Origin of the sequence: Rhodococcus sp. WB9 (assembly GCF_007558985.1) — a bacterium.
Lineage (GTDB): Bacteria > Actinomycetota > Actinomycetes > Mycobacteriales > Mycobacteriaceae > Rhodococcus_F > Rhodococcus_F opacus.
Window position 1 is genome coordinate 1,906,380 of record NZ_CP041769.1, and the last position, 14,972, is coordinate 1,921,351.

The window sequence follows — 14,972 nt, forward strand, 5'->3', positions numbered from 1 at the left end:
GTAGCTGAGCGTGTATCACACGTCGGACTCGAGCGGGAAGGGTGCTGATGCGCGACGTGCTGGCGGACCTGATGGCGGTGTGGACCGCGGGTGGGACGGCGGGTGTCGGGACGGTGGTCCGCACGTTCCGCTCCGCGCCGCGACCGCCGGGGGCGTCGATGGTCGTGGCACCCGACGGCAGCGCGTCCGGTTCGGTGTCCGGCGGGTGCGTCGAGGGAGCGGTTTACGAACTCGCGTCCGAGGTCACGGTGTCCGGCACGCCGGTGCTGCAGCGGTACGGGATCAGCGACGAGAACGCGTTCGAGGTGGGTCTCACCTGCGGTGGAATCATCGACATCTTCGTCGAGCCCGTGTCGCGGGACAATTTTCCGGAGCTCGGTGAGATCGCCCGGGACATCGAGAACCATCTGCCGGTCGCGGTGGCCACCGTCGTGGCGCACCCCGATGCGGCTCGGGTGGGGTGCCGGCTGGTCGTCCGGCCCGAGCACGTGAGCGGTTCGCTCGGCTCGGACCGGGCCGATTCCGCGGTCACCGACGACGCCCGGGGCCTCCTGGCGGCGGGCGGCAGCACGGTCCTGACGTACGGAACCGACGGTCAGCGTCGCGGCGAGGGCATGGAGGTGTTCGTCGCCAGTTACGCGCCGAGGGCGCGCATGCTCGTGTTCGGGGCCATTGACTTCGCTGCCGCGGTGGCCCGGCAGGGCGCCTTCATGGGATACCGGGTGACGGTCTGCGACGCCCGTCCGGTGTTTGCGACGCACGCGCGGTTCCCGACGGCCGACGAGGTGGTGGTGGATTGGCCGCACCGGTATCTCGCTGCCCAGGCCGAGGCCCAGGCGATCGACGGCCGGACCGTGATCTGTGTGCTCACCCACGACCCCAAGTTCGACGTCCCCCTTCTCGAGACGGCGCTGCGCCTCCCGGACGTCGCCTACATCGGTGCCATGGGATCACGCAGAACGGACCTGGACCGGCGCGAACGCCTGCGCGAGGCCGGTCTGACCGACACCGAGCTCGACCGGCTGTCGAGCCCCATCGGCCTGGACATCGGCGCCCGGACACCCGAGGAGACGGCCGTGTCCATCGCCGCCGAGATCATCGCCCGCCGGTGGGGTGGCACGGGGCGCCCGCTGGCGGAGTCGAGCGGTCGGATCCACCACGAGGAACCCGTCGATTTCTGCGTCGACTAGGGCGGTTCACCCGGGGTTGACGGACCGTCGGTTCTTGCGGAGGCTGAGAGCATCCACGTTTGTGAGGTAGGTCACAATGCAAGTACCAGGATCCTTCGAATACGAGCGTGCCACGGGCGTCGAGGACGCCATCGCCCTGCTCGACCGGCTGGGCGACGAAGCCCGCCTCGTCGCAGGCGGCCACAGCCTGCTCCCCATGATGAAACTTCGCCTCGCCAATCCCGAGTACCTCATCGACATCAACGACCTCGAGGGCGAACTCGGCTACATCACGACCGAGCGGTCGAGGCTGCGGATCGGTGCGATGACGCGGCACCGCCGGCTGCTCGAATCGGACGAGCTCGCGGCGGCGTTCCCACTCTTCCGTGACGCGGAGAAGGTGATCGCCGACCCGGTGGTCCGCAACCGCGGGACCATCGGCGGATCTCTGTGCCAGGCGGATCCGGCCGAGGATCTCACGACTGTCTGCTCTGTTCTCGATGCCACCTGCGTGGTGCGCGGGCCCGGTGGGCGCCGCGAGATCCCGATGTCCGAGTTCCTCGTCGGACCGTACGAGACGGCGCTCGCACACAACGAGATGCTCATCGAGATCGTGATACCGGTCCACGGTCACAGCTCCAGTGCGTACGCCAAGGTCGAACGGCGGACCGGAGATTGGGCGGTCACCGCGGCCGGAGCGGCCGTCACGGTGGAGGGCGGCGAGATCGCCCGGGCCGCTGTCGGCCTGACCGCGGTCAACCCGGATCCGTCCGGACTCTCGGATGTCGCCGACTACCTGACCGGACGTCCCCCGTCCGAGGAGGCGTTCGCCCAGGCCGGGCGGATGGCCGCGCAGGCCTGCGAGCCCGTCGCGGACGCACGCGGCACCGTCGACTACAAACGCCATCTCGCATCCGAACTCACGATCCGCACACTCCGTACAGCGGTCGACCGGGTGCTCCGCAGCGACGTGGAGCACGAGCCGACCGGAGAAGAGGCATAGCCATGCAGGTGAACATGACCGTCAACGGCGAGGCAGTGAGCGCCGAGGTGGAACCGCGCATGCTGCTGGTCCATTTTCTCCGCGACCAGCTGGGCCTGACCGGGACCCATTGGGGCTGCGACACCAGCAACTGCGGCACGTGCGTCGTCACCGTGGACGGCGATCCGGTCAAGTCGTGCACGATGCTCGCCGCGATGGCGAGCGGGCACGACGTCCGCACGGTCGAGGGCCTCGAACACGACGGCGAACTCGATCCCGTCCAGCAGGGCTTCATGCAGTGCCACGGACTGCAGTGCGGTTTCTGCACCCCCGGCATGATGATGACGGCGCGGGCACTGCTCGACCGGGAGGAGAGCCCGGACGAGGCCACGATCCGGGAAGCGATCTCCGGGCAGATCTGCCGCTGCACCGGGTACACCACGATCGTGCGCTCGATCCAGTGGGCGGCGGACCATCGGGCGGGCGAGGCCGCCGAGCCGGAACCCGCCGGCGACTTCGACGCGGAGGTCCAGGAGGACAAGACACGGGGCGCCGAGGGCGCACCGATGACAGTCGAGGAACACGCACCCACCGGAAGTGCATCATGACCACCGTCGAATCCCGTCCGCCGTCGGGCGGCGCCGACATCGTCGACAACGACAAGAAGCCCTGCGGCCACGGTCGCATGTTGCGCAAGGAGGACCCCCGCTTCATCCGGGGGCTCGGAAATTACGTCGACGACATCACCCTCCCCGGCATGCTGCACCTGGCGATCCTGCGGTCGCCGGTCGCGCACGCGCGGATCGTGAGCATCGATACCACTGCGGCGCAGGAACACCCGAAGGTGACGGCAGTGGTGACGGGCGCCGACCTCGCCGCGAAGAACCTCGCCTGGATGCCGACGTTGTCCAACGACGTGCAGGCCGTGCTGGCCACCGACAAGGTGCGTTTCCAGGGCCAGGAGGTGGCGTTCGTCATCGCCGAGGACCGCTATTCGGCCCGGGACGCGCTGGAACTGATCGACGTCGAATACGACATGCTCGATCCCGTCGTCGACGCGCGCGCCGCGCTCTCGCCCGATGCGCCGGTGATCCGCGACGACCTCGAAGGCAAGACGGACAATCACTGCTTCGACTGGGAGACAGGCGATGCCGCCGCGACCGAGGCCGTGTTCGCGAGGGCGGACGTGGTGGTGAAGCAGGAGATCGTCTACCCCAGGGTGCATCCGGCGCCGATGGAGACGTGCGGTGCGATCGCAGACGTCGACCGGGTGTCCGGCAAGCTCACCCTGTACACCACGTCGCAGGCCCCGCACGCGCACCGGACGATCTACGCCTTGGTCTCCGGGATCCCGGAGCACAAGATTCGGGTGGTGTCTCCGGACATCGGCGGCGGATTCGGTAACAAGGTCCCGATCTACCCGGGATACGTGTGTGCGATCGTGGCGTCGCTCGTGACGGGCAAACCGGTGAAGTGGATGGAGGATCGCAGCGAGAACCTGATGAGCACGGGCTTCGCACGCGACTACATCATGGTCGGCGAGATCGCGGCGACCAGCGAGGGCAAGATCCTCGCGATCCGCACGAAGGTATTGGCGGATCACGGTGCGTTCAACGGCACGGCGGCCCCGGTGAAGTATCCGGCCGGTTTCTTCGGCGTCTTCACCGGTAGCTACGACATCGAGGCCGCGCACTGCGCGATGACGGCGGTTTACACGAACAAGGCGCCCGGCGGGGTGGCGTACGCCTGCTCGTTCCGCATCACGGAGGCCGTGTATCTGGTCGAGCGGCTCGTCGACTGCCTGGCGTTCGATCTGAAGATGGATCCGGCGGAACTGCGGCTGAAGAATCTGCTGAGGCCGGAACAGTTCCCGTACACCAGCAAGACCGGGTGGGTGTACGACTCTGGCGACTACGAGACCACCATGCGCAAGGCCATGGACATGATCGGCTACCAGCAGTTGCGCGAGGAGCAGAAGGAACGCCGCGAACGCGGCGAGCTGATGGGAATCGGCATCTCGTTCTTCACCGAAGCCGTCGGTGCCGGACCCCGGAAGGACATGGACATCCTGGGCCTGGGCATGGCCGACGGCTGCGAACTGCGCGTCCACCCGACGGGCAAGGCCGTCGTGCGGTTGTCGGTGCAGACCCAGGGGCAGGGTCACGAGACGACGTTCGCGCAGATCGTGGCGGAGGAACTGGGGATCCCACCGGACGACATCGACGTCGTGCACGGCGACACCGACAACACGCCGTTCGGGCTCGGCACGTACGGCAGCCGGTCGACACCGGTGTCGGGGGCGGCCGCGGCGCTGGTGGCCCGCAAGGTGCGGGACAAGGCGAAGATCATCGCCTCGGGCATGCTCGAGGCCTCGGTCGCGGATCTGGAATGGGAGAAGGGCGAATTCCATGTGAAGGGCGATCCCTCGGCCAAGGTGACCATCCAGGACATCGCGATGCGGGCACACGGCGCCGGCGACCTGCCGGAGGGCATCGAAGGCGGACTCGACGCGCAGATCTGTTACAACCCCGAGAATCTGACGTACCCCTACGGCGCGTACTTCTGCGTCGTCGACATCGATCCCGGCACCGCCGTGGTGAAGGTGCGGCGGTTCCTCGCCGTCGACGACTGCGGCACCCGCATCAACCCGATGATCATCGAGGGGCAGGTCCACGGCGGCATCGTCGACGGCATCGGTATGGCGCTCATGGAGATCATCGAGTTCGACGAGGACGGCAACTGCCTCGGCGGATCATTGATGGATTACCTGATCCCCACCGCGCTCGAGGTTCCGAAGCTCGAGACCGGTTTCACCGTGACCCCGTCGCCGCATCACCCGATCGGCGCGAAGGGCATCGGCGAGTCCGCGACGGTCGGATCGCCCGCGGCCGTGGTGAACGCGGTCGTGGATGCGCTCGCCCCGTTCGGTGTCCGGCACGCCGACATGCCGCTCACCCCGTCCCGGGTGTGGGAGGCCATGCAGGGCCGCGCGACACCCCCGATCTGATTGTCGCCCGTCGGCTGCGAGGAGGCCCGATGGATCTGAAAGAGCGTGCGGCGCAACTGGCGCGCGACCGCAGGCCGTTCGTCCATGCGACCGTGGTGCGGGTGCAGCCGCCCACGTCCAGTCATTCCGGCGATGAGGCGATCCTCCTGCAGGACGGCACGATCGAGGGTTTCGTCGGCGGTCAGTGCGCGCAGAATTCGGTGCGCACGGCCGCCCTGGGGGCGCTGGCGACCAACGAGAGCGTGCTGTTGCGGGTCCTTCCCGACGGGGCCGTGCAATTCCCGGAGACTCCGGGCGCGTCCGTCGTGGTGAATCCGTGCCTGTCCGGCGGTGCCATGGAGATCTTCCTGGAGCCGCAACTGCCACCCCCGTTGGTTAGGATCTTCGGCACCACGCCGATCGCGCAGGCGTTGGGGGGCATATCGGAACTGCTGGGATTCACCGTCGAGCACGACGACGCCGGTTTCGAGCAGTTCTCCGGCACCACGGCGGTGGTGCTCGCCGGTCACGGCGGACCCGAAGGGGAGGTCATCCGTGCGGCGCTCGACGCCGGGATCGGGTATGTCGGGCTCGTCGCCAGCCGAACACGCGGTGGGGCCATCCTCGACACCTTGGGTCTCACCGAGTCCGAACGGTTGCGGGTACACACCCCCGTCGGTCTCGACATCGGGGCGCGGACGTCGGCGGAGATCGCGGTGTCGATCGCGGCCGAGTTGGTGCAGGAACTGCGGACCGCGGGACTTCGCGCGCCCGAGGGCGATTTGCCTCCGCGGGCGACGGTGACCGAGGCGGTCGATCCGGTGTGCGGGATGCGAGTCGTGGTGGGGCCGGATACCGCCCACGTGCGGCGGGACGGTGCCGACTTCTGGTTCTGCGGCCCGGGTTGCCGGACCTCGTTCGCGCGGGAGACGGGAGCGGTATGACGGAGGCGTTCGAGGACGTGGGGGACGTGGTCCGGCGCTTCGATGCCGAGGACTACCTTCTGGACTTCGGAACCGCGTCGGCCCTGTATCTCGCGGCAGCCCTGCGCCGCCCGCTCCTGCTCGAAGGCGAACCCGGAGTCGGCAAGACCACCGCGGCGAAGGCTCTCGCGACCGTCCTCGGCGCCCCGCTGATCCGGTTGCAGTGCTACGAGGGCCTCACCGCGAACGAGGCCCTCTACGACTGGAACTATCAGCGACAGTTGCTCACCATCAGGCTGGCCGAATCGCGGGGCGACGGCCTGACCGAGGACGACCTGTTCACCGAGGAATTCCTGCTGGAACGTCCCATCCTCCACTGTGTGCGATATCGGGGACCGACCCCGCCCGTACTTCTGATCGACGAAATAGACCGAGCCGACGACGAGTTCGAGGCACTCCTCCTCGAATTCCTGGGGGAGGCATCGGTCACCGTTCCCGAACTGGGAACGTTCACGGCCGAACATCACCCCGTCGTCGTGCTGACGTCCAACCGGAGCCGCGACCTCCACGACGCGCTGCGCCGACGATGCCTCTACCACTGGATCGACTATCCGGAGCCGGTGCGGGCCGCCGCCATCGTGCGCCGCACGGTGCCCGCGGCGGCGGCGCCCCTCATCGAGCACGCCACCCGCTTCGTCGGCCGGGCCCGCGAACTCGATCTCGACAAGCCGCCCGGAATCGCCGAGACGATCGACTGGGTGTCCGCCCTCGCGGCGCTGGGGGTGGCCGATCTGGTTCGCGACGACGCGATCCAGAGCCTGAGTGCCCTCGCGAAGACCCCGGACGACCGCACAATAGTTCAGGACGCATTCGCCGACTACGCGCACGGCCTGGCCACCGGATGAGAGGCAACTGCCATGAAGATCGCCAACGAGTTCACCGTCAGCGCCCCGATCGAGCAGGCGTGGGAGGTGCTCAGCGACCTCGAGGAGGTTGCCCCCCTGCTACCGGGAGCTCAGATGACCGGGCGGGAGGGTGACGATTACCTGGGGAAAGTGAAGGTCAAGGTCGGCCCGGTGACCAGTGAGTTCAAAGGCAAGGCCGCGTTCGTCGTGCGCGATCCGAAGGAGCACCGCGCCGTGATCGACGCCCGCGGGAGGGACTCGCGCGGTTCCGGCAACGCGTCCGCGACGATCATCGCCCAGTTGCACGAGGTGGGCGACCGCACCCGCGTCACCGTGGACACCGACATGAAGATCGTCGGCAAACTCGCGCAGTTCGGCAGCGGAATGATCCAGCAGGTGTCGGAGAAACTCATGGGGCAGTTCGCGGAGTCGCTGGAAGCGAAGCTCGCCGGGGGACCGGCCGACGAGGCCACGGCCGAGTCCGAGGCGGCCGGCACCACGAACCTTTCCGTGGCCCCGCCTGCCGCCGAACCGGCGCCGCTGGATCTTCTGGCGCTGTCCGGCGCGGGTGCGTGGAAACGGTACGCCCCCATTCTCGCTGCCATCCTCGCGGGAATCGTGGTCGTCCTCGTGGTGGGCCGCCGCAGGCGATGAGCACGTCGGGCGTCCTGCGGGGCGTCGATCTCGCGGCGTTCGCGGTGGCACTCGTCGCCCGGTTGCGCTCCCGTGGTGTCGTCGTGTCGGCAAGTGGCCCCGCGGTGTTCGTGCAGGCGCTTCATCTGTCACCGCCGGGTTCGCGGTCGCGGCTGTACTGGTCGGCGCGTCTGACCCTGGTCAACCGCGTCGACGACCTCGCGTCGTTCGACGCGGTGTTCTCCGCGGTCTTCGATGACGCCGTGCTGTCCGTGGATCCGCACGCGCGACGCGCCGCTGCGGGACGAGAGAAGGCCCTCGCAGGTGTCCGCGACGGTCGCGACCGGCCCGGTGAGGCGCAGGACGTCGAGGGCGTGCCGTGGATGACACGACCGATGATGACCGGTGGCGACGACAGCGGCGAGGACGACCTTCACGACGCGCTCACCGCCGTGCCGGACACCCTGCCCAGCAGGCTCGTGGCCCGCGCCGACGAACCCTTCGCCCGATTCGACGCCGGCGACCTCCGGCTCCTCGGATCCTGGCTGGAACAGGCCACCGCCGCGTGGCCGTCCCGCCGCACCCGGCGTCGCGAAGTGCATCGCCGCGGCCGGCGTATCGACCTGCGCGCCACCATGAACCGGTCGAGGGCCACGGGCTGGGAACCGGTGGTTCTCGCGCGGAGCCGTCCCCGGAACCGCCCGCGTCGCATCGTGATGCTGTGCGACGTGAGCCGGTCGATGCAGCCGTATGCCGCGATCTATCTCCATCTGATGCGGGCGGCGGTACAACGCCAGACCGCGGGCAGGCCGGAGGTGTTCGCGTTCTCCACGTCGCTGACGAGGCTCACGCCCGTGCTCGCCCACCGCAGCGCCGAGACCGCGGTCCGTAAGGCGAATGACAAGGTGGTCGACAGATTCGGTGGCACTCACATCGCGGGCAGCGTGAGCGAACTACTGGCGTCCCCGCACGGCAACGCGCTGCGCGGGGCAGTCGTGGTCATCGCGTCCGACGGCTGGGACAGCGACGACCCGAAGCGCCTGGCGCATGCCCTCACCAGGGTCCGTCGCCGCGCCCACCGACTGGTGTGGCTCAACCCCCGCGCCGGTGACCCCGACTTCCGGCCGCTCGCCGGATCGATGGCGGCTGCGCTGCCGTTCTGCGATGCCTTCCTCCCCGCGCACTCCGTGTCCGCGCTCCGCGACGTGCTGGACGTGATCGGCGGGATGGCATAGCGGGTGGCGCGATACCACCCCGAGGGTGCCTGGTCGCCGGCCCGTCCTTCGCCGAAGCTCTATGGACGGTGCACACCGCCCTTCAGCTCACAGGAGGAACCCACAATGTCGACTACCAGAACTTCCGCCAGAATCGTGGCCGCCATCGGGGCGATCCTCGCGGCTCTCTCGATTTCACTGGTGGGAACGGCCGAATTCGCCGGCGCCAGACCATGTCAGAACGATTGTCATGCGCCGGTTCCCAAACCGCCGGTCGACGGCTGCCAACTCTGCAATCCCAACCCACCGCCTCCGCCGCCACCGCCCCCGCCGCCACGGTAGGGAAGAGTTCGGCATGCCAGACACGCGCCTCGGCCGCACGGTCGGGGCGCGTGTCGCGTTGTGGGCAAACCGCGCCGGCAGCGCTGGCCGAGTGCCCCGACTAATCCTCCGCGCCGCCGGGATCCGGCTCGCCTTCGGCCTCGTCCCGGTCGGCCCACTCCAGCAGCGGTCCGAGCGAGAACACGGCGTCGTCGATTCCCGCATGCAGGTCACCGAGTTTCGCGAAGCGGTCGGGGACGGTGGCGATGGTGAACTCGTGCGGGTCCACGTCGTCGATCTCGTCCCACGTCACCGGTGTGGACACGGTCGCGTCGGGCACACCCCGCACCGAGTACGCGCTGGCGATGGTGTGATCGCGGGCGTTCTGGTTGTAGTCGACGAACAGTTTGCGCGGATCCCGGTCCTTCCGCCACCAGGTGGTGGTGACGTCCTGCGGGGCCCGGCGCTCCACTTCGCGGGCGAAGGCCAGCGCGGCCCGCCGGACGTCGCCGAAACCCCAGTCGGGCCGGATCCGGACGTAGACGTGCATGCCGCTTCCGCCCGACGTCTTCGGCCAGCCCGTCGCGCCCACTTCGTCGAGCACCTCGTGCACCACCCCGGCCACGCGCTGCACCGTGTCGAACCCGCACTCGGGCATCGGATCGAGATCGATCCGCCACTCGTCGGGACGTTCGACGTCAGCGCGGCGCGAGTTCCACGGATGGAACTCGACCGTGGACATCTGCACCGCCCAGATCACATCCGCCGGGTGCGTCACGCACAGTTCGTCGGCGTGACGGTTGTACCGCGGAAACGTCACCCGCACCGTCTGGACCCAGTCCGGCGCACCGTGCGGCAACCGCTTCTGGTGGACCTTCTCGCCGCTCAGGCCGTCCGGAAAGCGGTGCATCATGCAGGGGCGTTCGCGCAGGGCACGCACGATCCCGTCGCCGACGCTCAGGTAGTAGTTCGCGAGGTCGAGCTTCGTGGCACCGGTCGCGGGGAAGTAGACGCGCTCCGGGTGCGAGATCCGCACGGTCCGGTCGCCGACCTCCAGTTCGACAGCGGGAGCCTTGCTCTTGCCGGTCGCCATTCAGTCAACTTAACCCGCGTTCGAGCCCTTCCGCGCTGTTTGCAGACGGTTTCGCTGGATTCACAGGCGAATAGCGCGTGAATCCGGCCAATGTCCGTGCGTCTGTGGGGCGGGGGGTCAGAAGCCGGGCGCCCGGCCACCGTTCCACAGTTGTTCGGTGACGTCGTGGAAGCAGACGAGGGTCACCGGATCGTCCTCCCGACGGAGAATGGGCCGGCTGACGAGTGCACGGACTCGGGACCCGTCCTGATGTGTCAGGTCGACGGGTGAGGTGGCGGACTCGCGGAGGTGCTCGACCGCGTCGGCACCTGTCGGTGCGTCGTCCAGGGCGAGGAGTTCGGACACCGGGTGTCCGCGCAGTGAAGCGACGGGATAACCCAGCATCTCCTCGAAAGCACTGTTCGCGTGGACGACGGTGCCGTCGCTCTCGACCGCCAGGACGGGAACCGGAAGGCGTTCGAGCAGGACGAGGGCGGGTAGCTGCTCGAGGTAGCCCAAGGGAGTTTCCGGGGTCGGGCGACGTCTCTCCTCATGCTCTGCCTGTGCGCTCACAGACCTATACTCTCACCGATTCCGACCGCTCGTCCCGTTGTCGCCGCAGACGGCGATTCAGCGGTGCGCGGACTCGACCATCGGTTCGGTCGCGAGGATCCGTCCGTCGCCAGTGACGATGGTCAGGGCGGACGGGGTCAGCCGGTACTGAGTGCCGCCGTCGCCGGTGGCCACGAAGCCGGTACCGCTCGAGATCGGATCGTCGACGGAGATGGCGGCGCCGTCGCTGATGCGCACGCCCTGGTAGTAGTAGCGGCCCACTCCCGTCTCGCAGACCACGACGAGAGACTTCGTGGTGCGACCGATGAACACCGCCGGGTTGGTGTAGTTGCAGCGCGCGTCGGACGGGGCCAGGAAACCTTGCCGATCGGCGCCCGACACCTCGCCGACGATCGGTGGCGGGGGAGTCGTCGTCGTACGCGGCGTCGTCACGGCAGGCGGGACCGTCGCCGGCGCCGCGGACGCGACGGGTACGTCCGCCGTGGCCGGAATGCGAACCTGACTGCTGGTGGCCGCGGCGACGGTGGATGCGTCCGGTGTGTTCCGCGCCATGTACGCGTAGGAACCGACGGCACTGCCGAGCGTGGTCAGGCGGAGGTCGGAACTCGAGTGCGCGATACCGAAGTCGACGAGGTACGCGAACTCACCGGCGGTGACGAGGATGTTCTCCGGCTTGACGTCGCGGTGGATGAGACCGTCGGTGTGCGCGGCGTCGAGCGCCGCCGCGATCTGGTCGACGATCGCGACCGCGTATGCGGGACCCATCGGGCCCCGTGTGCGGAGCAGTGAACGCAGATCCTGTCCCACGACCAGGCGCATGTCGATGGACAACACACCGTCGATTTCGCCCCAGTCGTGAATCGGAATGACGTGCGGCTCCTGCAACCTGGCCGCGGCATGCGATTCGCGTCGGAACCGCTGCTGAAAGGTGGGGTCCTTCGCGAGGTCGACGTCGAGGATCTCGAGGGCGACGGTGCGATCCTTGGTGGTGTCGTACGCCTCGTACACCTCACCCATTCCACCTCGGCCGAGCAGAGCCCTGAGATGGTATTGCCCGAACTGCGAGCCGACCCGTGTACCTGCCACCATTGCCACCCCCTCGAAGCCGGAAACAGCACGATACACGCAGATGTCGCGCTGTCCTGGGACGCTCGCGACACCCGCCGCACCCGCCACCCGGCCAGAGATCGTTCGGAAAATCCGTTGCTCGACCTCACCGCTGTCCGTAGTGTCACGTGGCTTTGTCAACCCGTTCACAGAAGGAGTTCACCTCGACATGGAACCCGTCACCGAACGCGACATCAGGTCGTCGTTCATCAACTGCTCCAAAGGCGACGCCAAGCGTCTGCCCGTCCCTCGGGATCTGGACGATCGGCCCTGGGACGACCTCGACTTCCTCGGCTGGAGTGACCCGTCGTTTCCCGGCCGCTGCTATGTCGTCGTGCCGCGAGACGGTGGTCTGGTCGGCGTCGCGCTGCGCTACGAAACGGGCGGTTATCGCCGCGCACAGATGTGCACCGTCTGCATGACCACGCACGCCAACGGCGGCGTCTCGCTGATGACCGCCCGCAAGTCGGGTGAATCCGGACGCCGCGGCAACTCGATCGGCACCTACATGTGCGCCGATCTCGCCTGCTCGCTCTACGCGCGCCGGAAGAAGTCGCCCGCGATGGGCAGGCAGTACCGCGAGGATCTCGAGCCCGAGGAACGGATCGCGCGGGTCCGCGACAACCTCGATGCCTTCATCGCGAGGGTTTACGGCTGACCGACCCGACACCCACTCACCGTGCAGCTCGGTAGCTGCTGACAAGAATCGGAGGTAGATGCCATGCGCCGACATTCGAGGAACCCACATCCCGGTGGACCCCGAGTTCCGAGACACTGCAACGAGACTCGGGGTGTTCGGGACTCCTCTCCGGTCGAGACGGCCCGGACGCAAGCCGGACCGTCCTGTCCGGAGAGGATTCCCGGACTACGCTCGTCGACGCCGAGAACTGAAGTGGGCAAACACCTTCGCCATGATCGGGGTGGTGACGAGCATGATGACCAGGCGCAACACCTGAGCGGCCGCGACGAACGTGACGTTGGAGGCGGTGGATGCCGAGACGGCCAGCACCGCCGCCAGGCCACCGGGCGTGGTGGCGAGATAGGCCTCGAGCAGGCTCGCGCCGGTGAGGTGGGAGAGTAGGACGCCCAGCCCGGCGCAGGCCGCCCCGACCAGCAAGGTGAGCAGCGCCGCGTACGGCAGGATTCGTCCGATCGCCCGCAGGCTCGCCCGGTCGAACGCGAGCCCGGCCTGCCAGCCGATGAGGATCAGCGCGGCGGTCATCAGCATCGGCGGGACCGCGACCGCGTCGCTCCAGCCGCCGAGTTCGAACCCGGCACTCACGGCCAGCGGACCCAATGTCGCGGGCGCGGGAAGTCGCACGAGTGACGCCACAGCGGTGCCGCCCACGACGAACAGTGCCAGGAATGGCAGGGTCACATACCATTCGGACCCGCCGCCCTCGGTGACTGTCACGGTGTCTGCACCGGTATCCGCGCGGAAGCCGAACGTGACGATCATCGGCATCGACACGACGACGAGCGCCACCCTCAGGTACTGCACCACTGCGACGACCCGGTCGTCGCCGCCGAGTTCGCGGGCCATCGCGACGAGTCCGGTGGCGCCGCCCGCAGTCATGGAGAGGGATCCGGTCACCGCGTCCACGTCGCGGTGCAGCGCGAGGAGGGCGCCGGCCACCACGCTGAGCGCGAGAGTCGCGGCCGCGATCGAGACCACCGGCACCCACATCGAGCCCAGGGCGGCGATCGTGTCCCGGTGCACCATCAATCCGACGGCGCTCGCCAGCACTCCCTGGGCAAGCTTCCCCAGCGGGCGGGGCACGCGGGACGGGCCCCAGCCGGTGACGGCCAGGGTCGCCGCGACGATCAGAGCCGAGAAGAGACCGGCCGCTGTCAGTCCGACGCTCTCGCCGAGCGCCCAGCCGCCGATCGAGAGTGCGATCAGTGCGGCCCACCGGAGTCCGTGACGGCGCAGTTCGGACGCGCGCGTCGGCACGGATCGTTCGGTGGATTGCACGCCGTTCACGTGTGGACGCCTACTTCGGGATGCTGTTCCTGTTCTATGGTGCGCATTAGCGTATACCTTAGCTCATACAGTGGTGAACGTTAGGATGTATGCATGGCGCGCGAAAGCAAGAGCGAACAGGTATACGTGCAGCTCAAACAGGACATTCTGAACGGGACCCTGTCTCCGGGGCAGTCGCTGAGTGCCATCGACGTGGGCACGCGGTTCTCGGCGTCTCGCACCCCGGTGCGTCAGGCCTTCCTTCGGCTCGAAGCAGATGGGCTGGTCTCGCTCACCGACCGGCAGGGGGCACGGGTCGCTCCCATCTCCATCAAGAGTGTTCGGGACCTGTTCGAGCTACGCATCCTGCTCGAGGCGGCCGCGGCGCGCATGGTCGCCGAGGCCGTCGGCCGGGACACCGCGGCCCGGCAGCAATTCGAAAAGGTAGCGGACGCACTCGGGGCGATCTCGGAGGAGGACCCGTCCGAGTCCCGGCGGGATCGTTTCTACGAACTCACCGAAACGTACGACCAAGCGGTGATCGCGCACACCCGGAACTCGCAACTGGCCCGATCGATTGCCGAACTCCGGCCGCACACGGAGAGACTGCGCAACATCGCCCACTCCCACCCGGACCGTCTGGACGTCTCGCTGGCGGAGCACCGGGCGATGTGCCGGGCGATCCTCGCCGGCGACGGACCGGCGGCTGCCGCGGCCTGCACCGAGCACCTGACCCAGACGCAGAAGACCATCCTCGACGCGGTCGTCGATCCGCAGGGATCGGCCGTCGCCATCGACCTGGTCACCGCGTAGTCGGCACGGTCAGAGCGCGAGGATGGCGGGGACGCTGAGGACTGCCACGTAGTACCCCATGAACAGGACGCCTGCGTGGATCGCGAACGCCCGCGACAGCAGACCTCCGACGAGTCCGACGGTGAGGGTGACGGCGAGTCCGAGTGCCGCCCTCCGACACGCTGATGACGACGACCGCCGCTTCGTGCAGGGAGCGGTCGTGCTCGCCAGCGCCCAGAACATCGAACGTCGCGCGTTCTCCCGCCGGATAGCTGCGTTCGGGTAAGTAGCCCGGTCTAGTACTTCGGTCTATGTCGGATACTCTGGGTGTG

15 protein-coding genes are annotated in these 14,972 nt (G+C 68.2%); 10 read left to right on the top strand and 5 right to left on the bottom strand.

Annotated features, from left to right (window positions below):
* The first annotated feature begins 47 nt into the window (after nt 1–47).
* From FND50_RS08865 to FND50_RS08900, 8 genes are all read left to right on the top strand, one after another.
* A complete protein-coding gene (locus tag FND50_RS08865; RefSeq protein ID WP_186301255.1) occupies nt 48–1,190 on the top strand; it encodes an XdhC/CoxI family protein in 1,143 nt (380 codons plus the stop codon).
* 76 nt (nt 1,191–1,266) lie between these two features.
* Entirely contained in the window at nt 1,267–2,172 is a 906-nt protein-coding gene (locus tag FND50_RS08870; RefSeq protein WP_005566273.1) for a xanthine dehydrogenase family protein subunit M, read from the top strand.
* A 2-nt stretch (nt 2,173–2,174) separates the two neighbouring features.
* On the top strand, nt 2,175–2,759 hold the full coding sequence (locus FND50_RS08875; RefSeq protein WP_005258492.1) for a (2Fe-2S)-binding protein: 585 nt from the start codon (nt 2,175–2,177) through the stop codon (nt 2,757–2,759).
* Entirely contained in the window at nt 2,756–5,158 is a 2,403-nt protein-coding gene (locus FND50_RS08880) for an aerobic carbon-monoxide dehydrogenase large subunit (RefSeq protein ID WP_144285484.1), read from the top strand. Before FND50_RS08875 ends, FND50_RS08880 begins: the two co-directional genes overlap by 4 nt.
* A gap of 29 nt (nt 5,159–5,187) precedes the next feature.
* Nucleotides 5,188–6,081 (top strand): XdhC family protein, encoded by an 894-nt coding sequence (locus tag FND50_RS08885; RefSeq protein WP_144285485.1) that lies wholly within the window; start codon nt 5,188–5,190, stop codon nt 6,079–6,081.
* Entirely contained in the window at nt 6,078–6,965 is an 888-nt protein-coding gene (locus FND50_RS08890; protein WP_005258486.1) for a MoxR family ATPase, read from the top strand. Before FND50_RS08885 ends, FND50_RS08890 begins: the two co-directional genes overlap by 4 nt.
* 12 nt (nt 6,966–6,977) lie before the next feature.
* Entirely contained in the window at nt 6,978–7,619 is a 642-nt protein-coding gene (locus tag FND50_RS08895; protein WP_144285486.1) for an SRPBCC family protein, read from the top strand.
* Nucleotides 7,616–8,833 (top strand): VWA domain-containing protein, encoded by a 1,218-nt coding sequence (locus FND50_RS08900; protein ID WP_144285487.1) that lies wholly within the window; start codon nt 7,616–7,618, stop codon nt 8,831–8,833. Before FND50_RS08895 ends, FND50_RS08900 begins: the two co-directional genes overlap by 4 nt.
* A 421-nt stretch (nt 8,834–9,254) precedes the next feature.
* On the opposite strand, the gene ligD is transcribed toward FND50_RS08900, so the two are convergent.
* The 3 genes from ligD to FND50_RS08915 all read right to left on the bottom strand — a co-directional run bounded on the left by ligD (nt 9,255) and on the right by FND50_RS08915 (nt 11,867).
* Nucleotides 9,255–10,226 (bottom strand): non-homologous end-joining DNA ligase, encoded by a 972-nt coding sequence (gene ligD / locus FND50_RS08905; RefSeq protein WP_144285488.1) that lies wholly within the window; start codon nt 10,224–10,226, stop codon nt 9,255–9,257.
* A 117-nt stretch (nt 10,227–10,343) separates the two neighbouring features.
* Nucleotides 10,344–10,778: a PAS domain-containing protein gene (locus tag FND50_RS08910; protein WP_039952173.1), complete on the bottom strand. Its 435-nt coding sequence runs from the start codon at nt 10,776–10,778 to the stop codon at nt 10,344–10,346.
* A 57-nt stretch (nt 10,779–10,835) separates the two neighbouring features.
* Complete coding sequence (locus tag FND50_RS08915) at nt 10,836–11,867, bottom strand: serine/threonine-protein kinase (protein ID WP_144285489.1); 1,032 nt, start codon at nt 11,865–11,867, stop codon at nt 10,836–10,838.
* A gap of 187 nt (nt 11,868–12,054) precedes the next feature.
* Here FND50_RS08915 and FND50_RS08920 point away from each other — a divergent pair, with 187 nt between their 5' ends.
* On the top strand, nt 12,055–12,543 hold the full coding sequence (locus tag FND50_RS08920) for an FBP domain-containing protein (protein ID WP_144285490.1): 489 nt from the start codon (nt 12,055–12,057) through the stop codon (nt 12,541–12,543).
* 207 nt (nt 12,544–12,750) lie between these two features.
* Here the strand turns inward: FND50_RS08920 and FND50_RS08925 are convergent, their stop codons facing one another.
* On the bottom strand, nt 12,751–13,869 hold the full coding sequence (locus FND50_RS08925; RefSeq protein ID WP_144285491.1) for an AbrB family transcriptional regulator: 1,119 nt from the start codon (nt 13,867–13,869) through the stop codon (nt 12,751–12,753).
* Between the two features lie 93 nt (nt 13,870–13,962).
* Here FND50_RS08925 and FND50_RS08930 point away from each other — a divergent pair, with 93 nt between their 5' ends.
* Complete coding sequence (locus FND50_RS08930) at nt 13,963–14,661, top strand: GntR family transcriptional regulator (RefSeq protein ID WP_144285492.1); 699 nt, start codon at nt 13,963–13,965, stop codon at nt 14,659–14,661.
* A gap of 9 nt (nt 14,662–14,670) precedes the next feature.
* Here the strand turns inward: FND50_RS08930 and FND50_RS08935 are convergent, their stop codons facing one another.
* Complete coding sequence (locus FND50_RS08935; RefSeq protein WP_144285493.1) at nt 14,671–14,883, bottom strand: hypothetical protein; 213 nt, start codon at nt 14,881–14,883, stop codon at nt 14,671–14,673.
* Nucleotides 14,884–14,972 lie beyond the last annotated feature (89 nt).